This window comes from Rhizobacter sp. P3_C12, assembly GCF_056402735.1.
In genome coordinates, this window is sequence record NZ_JBFUGW010000036.1 from 25,599 (window position 1) to 33,747 (window position 8,149).

At 69.0% G+C, this 8,149-nt stretch carries 9 protein-coding genes; 5 read left to right on the plus strand and 4 right to left on the minus strand.

Going from position 1 to position 8,149, the window contains the following annotated elements:
* Positions 1–13: 13 nt before the first annotated feature.
* Genes atpA through AC1DXV_RS08700 form a run of 4 tightly spaced genes read left to right on the plus strand, consistent with a single transcriptional unit; the run spans position 14 to position 4,387 of the window.
* Entirely contained in the window at positions 14–1,627 is a 1,614-nt protein-coding gene (gene atpA, locus AC1DXV_RS08685) for a F0F1 ATP synthase subunit alpha (RefSeq protein ID WP_477866216.1), read from the plus strand.
* A gap of 19 nt (positions 1,628–1,646) precedes the next feature.
* Complete coding sequence (gene atpG, locus AC1DXV_RS08690) at positions 1,647–2,516, plus strand: F0F1 ATP synthase subunit gamma (RefSeq protein ID WP_477866218.1); 870 nt, start codon at positions 1,647–1,649, stop codon at positions 2,514–2,516.
* 26 nt (positions 2,517–2,542) lie between these two features.
* Positions 2,543–3,955, plus strand: a complete 1,413-nt coding sequence (gene atpD, locus AC1DXV_RS08695) for a F0F1 ATP synthase subunit beta (protein WP_477866220.1) — start codon at positions 2,543–2,545, stop codon at positions 3,953–3,955.
* Between the two features lie 15 nt (positions 3,956–3,970).
* Complete coding sequence (locus AC1DXV_RS08700) at positions 3,971–4,387, plus strand: F0F1 ATP synthase subunit epsilon (RefSeq protein WP_477866222.1); 417 nt, start codon at positions 3,971–3,973, stop codon at positions 4,385–4,387.
* A 54-nt stretch (positions 4,388–4,441) separates the two neighbouring features.
* On the opposite strand, the gene AC1DXV_RS08705 is transcribed toward AC1DXV_RS08700, so the two are convergent.
* Positions 4,442–4,999, minus strand: a complete 558-nt coding sequence (locus tag AC1DXV_RS08705) for a DUF3617 domain-containing protein (protein ID WP_477866224.1) — start codon at positions 4,997–4,999, stop codon at positions 4,442–4,444.
* Between the two features lie 88 nt (positions 5,000–5,087).
* Between AC1DXV_RS08705 and AC1DXV_RS08710 the strand changes: the two genes are divergently transcribed.
* Complete coding sequence (locus tag AC1DXV_RS08710) at positions 5,088–5,888, plus strand: Rossmann-fold NAD(P)-binding domain-containing protein (RefSeq protein WP_477866226.1); 801 nt, start codon at positions 5,088–5,090, stop codon at positions 5,886–5,888.
* Here AC1DXV_RS08710 and AC1DXV_RS08715 read toward each other — a convergent pair.
* From AC1DXV_RS08715 to AC1DXV_RS08725, 3 genes are all read right to left on the minus strand, one after another.
* Complete coding sequence (locus AC1DXV_RS08715; RefSeq protein WP_477933224.1) at positions 5,830–7,119, minus strand: biosynthetic peptidoglycan transglycosylase; 1,290 nt, start codon at positions 7,117–7,119, stop codon at positions 5,830–5,832. The genes AC1DXV_RS08710 and AC1DXV_RS08715 overlap by 59 nt on opposite strands.
* Positions 7,119–7,655, minus strand: coding sequence for a hypothetical protein (locus tag AC1DXV_RS08720; protein WP_477873363.1), 537 nt, complete (start codon positions 7,653–7,655; stop codon positions 7,119–7,121). The genes AC1DXV_RS08715 and AC1DXV_RS08720 overlap by 1 nt, the downstream gene beginning before the upstream one ends.
* The coding region (locus AC1DXV_RS08725; RefSeq protein WP_477933226.1) for an archaeosortase/exosortase family protein at positions 7,639–8,149 on the minus strand (511 nt) is incomplete at its 5' end. The genes AC1DXV_RS08725 and AC1DXV_RS08720, both read right to left, overlap by 17 nt.

Here is an 8,149-nt window from a genome sequence, read left to right on the forward strand (position 1 = left end):
ACCGGAGAAAGCAATGCAACTGAATCCCGCTGAAATTTCCGAACTGATCAAGAGCCGCATCGAAGGCCTGGCCGGTTCGACCGACATCCGCAACCAGGGCACCGTGGTCTCGGTGACCGACGGCATCGTCCGCATCCACGGCCTGTCGGACGTGATGCAGGGTGAAATGCTCGAGTTCCCGGCGGCCAGTGACAACCAACCGAGCTTCGGCCTCGCGCTGAACCTCGAGCGCGACTCGGTCGGCGCGGTGATTCTGGGCGAGTACGAGCACATCTCCGAAGGCGACACGGTCAAGTGCACCGGCCGCATCCTGGAAGTGCCGGTCGGCCCCGAGCTGATCGGCCGCGTCGTCAACGCGCTGGGCCAGCCGATCGACGGCAAGGGTCCCGTCAACGCGAAGCTGTCGGCCCCGATCGAGAAGATCGCCCCGGGCGTGATCGCCCGGAAGTCGGTCGACCAGCCGATGCAGACCGGCCTGAAGTCCATCGACTCGATGGTGCCGGTCGGCCGCGGCCAGCGCGAGCTGATCATCGGCGACCGCCAGACCGGCAAGACCGCCGTCGCGATCGACGCGATCATCAACCAGAAGGGTCAGAACATGACCTGCATCTACGTTGCGATCGGCCAGAAGGCGTCGTCGATCAAGAACGTGGTGCGCTCGCTGGAAGCCAACGGCGCGATGGACTACACCATCGTCGTGGCCGCCTCGGCCGCCGAATCGGCCGCGATGCAGTACGTGTCGGCCTACTCCGGCTGCACGATGGGCGAGTACTTCCGCGACCGCGGCCAAGATGCGCTGATCGTCTATGACGACCTGTCGAAGCAGGCCGTGGCCTACCGCCAGGTCTCGCTGCTGCTGCGCCGCCCGCCGGGCCGCGAAGCCTACCCGGGCGACGTGTTCTACCTGCACAGCCGCCTGCTGGAGCGTGCCGCGCGCGTCAACGCCGACTACGTCGAAGCCTTCACCAAGGGTGAAGTCAAGGGCAAGACCGGTTCGCTGACCGCGCTGCCGATCATCGAGACGCAGGCCGGCGACGTGTCCGCGTTCGTGCCGACCAACGTGATCTCGATCACCGACGGCCAGATCTTCCTGGAAACCTCGCTGTTCAACGCCGGCGTCCGCCCCGCGATCAACGCCGGTATCTCGGTGTCGCGCGTCGGCGGTGCCGCGCAGACGAACTGGATCAAGGGTCAGTCCGGCGGTATCCGTACCGACCTGGCCCAGTACCGTGAGCTGGCTGCGTTCGCGCAGTTCGCCTCGGACCTGGACGAAGCCACCCGCAAGCAGCTGGACCGCGGCGCCCGCGTGACCGAGCTGCTGAAGCAAGCCCAGTACAGCCCGCTGCCCATCAGCCTGATGGGCGCCACGCTGTTCGCGGTGAACAAGGGCTTCATGGACAACGTCGAGATCAAGAAGATCCTCCCGTTCGAGCATGGCCTGCACGCCTACCTCAAGGACAAGCACGCCGCGCTGCTCGCCACCATCGAGAAGAACGGGGCCAAGTGGGATGCCAAGCCCGCCAAGGACTCGGACAGCGCCGAGAAGAAGGCCTTCAAGAAAGTCTGCATCGACGCCGAGGCCGAACTGACATTGGCCGTCGAAACTTTCAAGAAGTCGTTCGCCTAATCTCACATAGGAGCCAAACGTGGCTGCAGGTAAAGAGATTCGGGGCAAGATCAAATCGGTGGAGAACACCAAGAAGATCACCAAGGCCATGGAGATGGTGGCCGCCTCCAAGATGCGCAAGGCGCAGGATCGCATGCGCCATGCGCGTCCGTACGCCGAGAAGATCCGCAACCTGGCGGCCAACCTGTCGACGGCCACGCCCGAGTACAAGCACCCGTTCATGGTCGGCAACGACGATGCGAAGACGGTCGGCTTCATCGTCGTGACCACCGACAAGGGCCTGTGCGGCGGCCTGAACACCAACGTGCTGCGTGCCGTCACCGGCAAGCTGCGCGAGCTGGAAACGCAGGGCCTGGGTGCCGAGGCGGTCGCCATCGGCAACAAGGGCCTGGGCTTCCTGAACCGCGTCGGCGCGAGGGTGGTCTCGCAGGCCACGCAGCTGGGCGACAAGCCGCACCTCGACAAGCTGATCGGCCCCGTCAAGGTGCTGTTCGATGCGTATGCCGAAGGCAAGCTGAAGCAGGTGTTCCTGTGCTACACGCGCTTCATCAACACGATGAAGCAGGAGCCGGTCGTGATCCAGCTGCTGCCGCTCGCGGCCGACAGCCTGGTGGTCGACAAGGGCACGCACGGCTGGGATTACCTCTACGAGCCGGACGCGCCGACCGTCATCGACGAGCTGCTGGTGCGCTACACCGAGGCCCTGGTCTACCAGGCGGTGGCCGAGAACATGGCCTCGGAGCAATCGGCGCGCATGGTCGCGATGAAATCCGCGACCGACAACGCCGGCAGCGTCATCGCGGAGCTGAAGCTGGTCTACAACAAGACCCGCCAGGCAGCGATCACCAAAGAACTGTCCGAGATCGTCGCCGGTGCGGCGGCGGTCTGACCCTGATTTGATTCAAAGGAAGAAACATGGCTTCGGTTTCGACAGAAGGCAAGATTGTTCAGTGCATCGGTGCCGTGGTGGACGTGGAGTTCCCCCGCAACGCCATGCCCAAGATCTATGACGCACTGAAGATGGAGGGCTCGGCCCTGACCCTCGAAGTGCAGCAGCAGCTGGGCGACGGCGTGGTGCGCACGATTGCGCTGGGCTCTTCCGACGGCCTGCGCCGCGGCCTGATGGTGCGCAACACCGGCAAGGCGATCTCGGTGCCGGTGGGTCGCGCGACCCTCGGCCGCATCATGGACGTGCTGGGCGCGCCGATCGACGAGCGCGGCGAAGTCAGCCAGGAGCTGACCGCCTCGATCCACCGCAAGCCGCCGGCCTATGACGAGCTGAGCCCGTCGCAGGACCTGCTGGAAACCGGCATCAAGGTGATCGACCTGGTGTGCCCGTTCGCCAAGGGCGGCAAGGTCGGCCTGTTCGGCGGCGCCGGCGTCGGCAAGACCGTCAACATGATGGAGCTGATCAACAACATCGCGAAGGCTCACTCGGGCCTGTCGGTGTTCGCCGGTGTCGGCGAGCGCACCCGCGAGGGCAACGACTTCTATCACGAGATGGCCGACTCCGGCGTCGTGAACCTGGAGAACCTGCCCGAGTCGAAGGTCGCGATGGTCTACGGCCAGATGAACGAGCCGCCGGGCAACCGCCTGCGCGTCGCGCTGACCGGCCTGACGATCGCCGAATCGTTCCGCGACGAAGGCCGCGACGTGCTGTTCTTCGTCGACAACATCTACCGCTACACGCTGGCCGGTACCGAAGTGTCGGCACTGCTGGGCCGCATGCCTTCCGCCGTGGGCTACCAGCCGACGCTGGCCGAGGAAATGGGCCGCCTGCAGGAGCGCATCACCTCGACGAAGGTCGGCTCGATCACGTCGATCCAGGCCGTGTACGTCCCTGCGGACGACCTGACCGACCCGTCGCCTGCCACGACCTTCGCCCACCTGGACTCCACCGTCGTGCTGTCGCGCGACATCGCGTCGCTGGGCATCTACCCGGCCGTGGACCCGCTGGACTCGACGAGCCGCCAGCTCGACCCGAACGTGGTCGGCGAAGAGCACTACGCCGTCGCCCGCCAGGTGCAGGGCACGCTGCAGCGCTACAAGGAACTGCGCGACATCATCGCGATCCTGGGCATGGACGAACTGGCACCGGACGACAAGCTGGCCGTGGCACGCGCGCGCAAGATCCAGCGCTTCCTGAGCCAGCCGTTCCACGTCGCGGAAGTCTTCACCGGCTCGCCGGGCAAGTACGTGCCGCTGAAGGAAACGATCCGCGGCTTCAAGATGATCGTCAACGGCGAGTGCGACAGCCTGCCGGAGCAGGCCTTCTACATGGTCGGCACGATCGACGAAGCCATCGCCAAGGCGAAGACGATTCAGTAATCCGAAGGAAACAGCATGGCAACCCTGCATGTCGACGTCGTCTCTGCCGAGGAAGCCATCTTCTCCGGCGAGGCGAAGTTCGTGGCGCTGCCGGGTGAGAACGGCGAGCTGGGCATCCTGCCCCGCCACACGCCGCTGATCACCCGCATCAGGCCGGGCGCGGTGCGCATCCAGCGCGCCGACACCGGCGAGGAAGAGTTCGTGTTCGTGGCCGGCGGCATTCTCGAAGTGCAGCCGGGCAGGGTCACCGTGCTGGCCGACACCGCGATCCGCGGCAAGGACCTGGACGAGGCCAAGGCCACCGAGGCGAAGAAGATCGCCGAGGAAGCCGTCAAGAACGCGAAGAGCGAACTCGACCTGGCCAAGGCGCAGAACGAACTGGTGGCGCTGGCCGCCCAGATCGCCGCGCTGCGCAAGTACCGGAAGAAGTAAGGCCCACGGCCTCACGACGAACCCGCCCGGCGCGAGCCCGGCGGGTTTTGTCTTTCAGGGCTTGGCGGGTATGGCCGATGCCGCCGGCATCGTGAACGGCTTCACCGTGCCGCAGTCGCTGCCCAGCCACTTCGCCGTCATCGTCATCTGCGCGGTGCGGGCCTGGCCCTTCATCGTCATCGTCGTCGAGGTCTTCACCGCGTAGCTCTCGGGGCTGGTGAACGTGACCTCGCCGTCGGTCTCCGACGCGGTCGGCTCACCACAGCTCGAATGCCACTTCCAGACGCTGCCGCTGCGCGTGCCGAAATCGGTCTTGCAGCGCGTCTGTGCCTCCTGCCAGCGGCCCTGGTCCAGCGATTCCTTCGTGTGGCAGATCTTCATGCCGCCGTTCGGCCCGCCGCGTGCCTTCATCGCCGCCTCCATGCGGGCGCGGGCTTCGGGCGGCATGTCCTTCATGCGCTGCGCCATGTCGGGCATCGGCTGGCCGTTCACGAGGCGTTCGCTCTGCACCTCCCACAGGCCCGGCTTGATCGGCGGCGCGCTCTGCGCCAGCACCGGCAAGGCAGGGCACGACAACAGCAGGCCCAGTGACGCAAGGCGGAAGCAGCGCATGGCGGTCTCCTGACGCGGTAGGTGAGCCGATGATGGCACGCAGTGGGCACCGCACCAAGTGTCCCCTCAACTGCCGGATACTGCGGCGATGTCGCTGATCGATGAAGCCCTGCGGGCCGGCCATGCGCCGCCTGTGCGTGTGAATGCCGCGCTGCAGCGCGTGCTGGTCGCCGGTGGCGGCGGGCCGCTCGGCTCGGCGCTGCTGGAGAGCCTGCTGTCGGTGCGCGCGTTCTCGCCCGTCAGCGTGCTCGTCACGCAGCCCACGCGCGCCGCGCTGCACGGCTTGCGCGCGCTGCTGTGGCTCGAAGGCACACCGCTGCCGCCGGGCGACGAGCCGGTCGGCGTCATCGTGTTCGACCGCGAGCGCCATGCCAATGGCCGCGAGCTGTCGTTCTACCGGCCCGAGCCGTCGCAGCTGCCGGCCCTCGCCGCGCAATGGCGCGAACGCGGCGTGCGCCACCTGCTGGTCGTGATGCCGCACACGATGGCCAGCCTGCCCGACGCGCTGAAGCGCGGCCTCGCCAACCTCGACGAGCATGCGGTCGCGGCGCTCGGCTTCGAGCACCTGGTGTTCATCCGCACCGCGCAGGCCGGCGCGCACGAACGCATCAGCCACCCGGCGCAGCGCCTCGCGCACTGGATGCTGTCGCAGCTGCAGTTGATGGTGCCGCAGCGCGACCGGCCGGTGCGTGCGCAGAAGGTCGCGCAGTTCGCCGCGCAGCTCGCGGCCCGGTTGCCGTCCAGTCCCCCCGGCACCCGCGTCGTGCCGCCGGAGACGGTGTGGGAGGCCGCGCAGACCGACGACATCGCCGGCCTTGCGCAGTCATGGCTCAACGGGCCAGCGCGAGTGCCAGCGCCTTCTGCAACGGAGCCGCCGGCGCGGCCGTAGTGTCCGGCGGCGCCGCATCGCCGCGCGCCGGCGGCTTCGGCGGGCGTGGCAGCGGCCGCATTTGCGACAGCACCCAGCGCACGCGCGCCGCGTTGATCTCGCCGCGCGCTTCGAAGCGCGCGAGCTCCAGGTCGGGGTTGTGCAGCAGGCTCGCGAGCCAGGCCGCCTCGGCCGGCGTCAGCTTGTCGACCCGCTTGTGCAGCAGCTGCGCGGCGGCGGCCTGCGCGCCGCAGCGCCCGTTGCCCCAGGGCACCAGCGACAGGTAGAGGTGCAGCACGCGCGCCTTGCCGAGCGTGCGGTCCAGCTCGACGGCATACAGCAGCTCGCGCAGCTTGCGCGTGTGGCCGCGCGCACCGCCGGTGTAGACCAGCCGCGCGAGCTGCTGCGACAGCGTACTGGCCCCGCGCTGCGGCTCGAACGACAGCGCTTGGGCGATCTCGTCGAGGTCGTAGCCGGGGTGCTCGTGGAAACGCTGGTCCTCGGCGGCGATCACCGCGCGCGGCAGCCAGGTGCCGAAGCCGCCGGCCGGCACGACCGCGTCGGCCTCGCAGTTCGGCGCCGCGTTCATCAGCGCCTCGGTGCCCAGCCCCGCGACGCGAAAGCCGTCGAGCCGCGGGCGGAACTGCAGCGTGCGCTCGGGCAGGCGCAGCCGCAGGTCGAAGCGCATCAGCCCGTCGACCTGCGCGCGCGGCAGCTCCGGGATCGATGATGCGAACAGCGCGAACGCATCGGCGATCGGCGTCACGTCGCCCTGCGCATTCACCTCGAGTTGCTGCTGCGTCAGCACCGCGCGCCAGCGGCCGCGCACCGCATGCGCGGGCTCGCCGAGCGCGAAGTCGCCTTGCAGGTTCATGTCGGCGTCGCGCGCCAGCGTGAGTTCGAGGCGCGTCAGCCGCACCGCATCGCCGGGCAGGCCGATGCCGCGCAGAGCGCACGGCGCGCAGACCGCCCGCCAGCCGTCGGGGCCGTCAGGCGCGAACGCGACGCGCCCGAACGGCGTGCGCAGCGTGCGGCCCTCAAGCAGCCGCAGCGTCATCGGGTGGGTCGCGAGCCGGATCACCGTCGGCATGCTGATCGCGCGCCGCCACGGCCCGACGTGCAGCGTCTCGGACCATTCGCCATCGGCCGGCCGCAGCAGGCGCAGCATCGCCCAGGCGCCGACCCCCAGCGCGAGCACGAGGCCGAGCGACACGCCGCCGATCCACAGCGCCCATCGCACACGCCAGCTCATCACAAGGCCCTCGCCGTCGTGACGGCCTGCCACGGGCCGGTGCTCTGCCCGAGCTGCGCGGCCCAGAACCAGCTGGATGCATCGGTGAACGCGGCACCATCGGCGCCGACGATCCGCTCGCAGACGCGGGTGCGCTGGCCGTTGCGCTCGGCGACGAAGCAGCGCCACAGCCGCTGCGCGTCGTCGCGTTCCAGCCGCGCCTGCTCGATGCGGTAGCCGAGCCCGCGGTAGCAATCGGCGGCCGGGTGCAGCATGCGGGTCGGCGTGCGCACCTCGCGCATCACCAGCACCTGCTCGCCGTCGGTGAGCCGCGCGATGCGGCCCGGGAACTGCGCGGCAAAGCGCTGCTCGACGGCGCTCAGCGCCAGCGGGCGCAGCGTGCGGCCGTCCCATTCGCGGGGCCATTCGAAGGCCGCAGCCTCGCCGCCGGCGCGTTCGCGCGAGTTGCCGAGCATCGGCGTCAACGCACAGGCCAGCAGCAACACCGCGAAGCCCAGCTTGTGTCGCAGTCCCTCGGGATCATTGCGGCGCAGCATCATCCACCCCCTTCATCAGGCGCACCACCGCGGCGCAGACCATCGCCAGCACCGCGAGCCCGATGCCCTGGTGCCAGGCCTCGGCCAGCGGCCCGCGCGACTCCAGCGCCACCAGCACGGTGTTGCGCAACACGTTGCCGCACAGCACCAGCGCGCCCACCGCCGGCAGCCGCCGCACGAAGCTGCGCTCGCGCAATCCGCCCAGCAGCGCCACCGCGCAGGCGCAGAAGTACGCCATCCACACCATCTGCACGCCGGAGCACGGCGCATCGACGATCACCAGCTGCCCGTCCACCACCATCGCGGTGCCGCTGCGCTCGGCCGCGCGGCCGGCCAGTTGCAGCAGCCAGGTGCTGCACTGCGCCGTCACCAGCCGCAGCGGGAAGCCGGCGTAGAACTGCAGCGACGAGACGACCGGCAGCGACAGCACCGCGAGCCCCGCCAGCGGCAGCGTGGCCTGGCCGGAGGGTGCGATGGCGCGCCAGCCGCAGGCC

What these genes read in the sequence shown, in the direction of transcription:
- atpA (WP_477866216.1), top strand. Translation starts at nt 14, where the DNA reads ATGCAACTGAATCCCGCTGAAATTTCCGAACTGATCAAGAGCCGCATC.
- atpD (WP_477866220.1), top strand. Translation starts at nt 2,543, where the DNA reads ATGGCTTCGGTTTCGACAGAAGGCAAGATTGTTCAGTGCATCGGTGCC.
- AC1DXV_RS08700 (WP_477866222.1), top strand. Translation starts at nt 3,971, where the DNA reads ATGGCAACCCTGCATGTCGACGTCGTCTCTGCCGAGGAAGCCATCTTC.
- AC1DXV_RS08705 (WP_477866224.1), bottom strand. Translation starts at nt 4,999, where the DNA reads ATGCGCTGCTTCCGCCTTGCGTCACTGGGCCTGCTGTTGTCGTGCCCT.
- AC1DXV_RS08710 (WP_477866226.1), top strand. Translation starts at nt 5,088, where the DNA reads ATGTCGCTGATCGATGAAGCCCTGCGGGCCGGCCATGCGCCGCCTGTG.
- AC1DXV_RS08715 (WP_477933224.1), bottom strand. Translation starts at nt 7,119, where the DNA reads ATGAGCTGGCGTGTGCGATGGGCGCTGTGGATCGGCGGCGTGTCGCTC.
- AC1DXV_RS08720 (WP_477873363.1), bottom strand. Translation starts at nt 7,655, where the DNA reads ATGCTGCGCCGCAATGATCCCGAGGGACTGCGACACAAGCTGGGCTTC.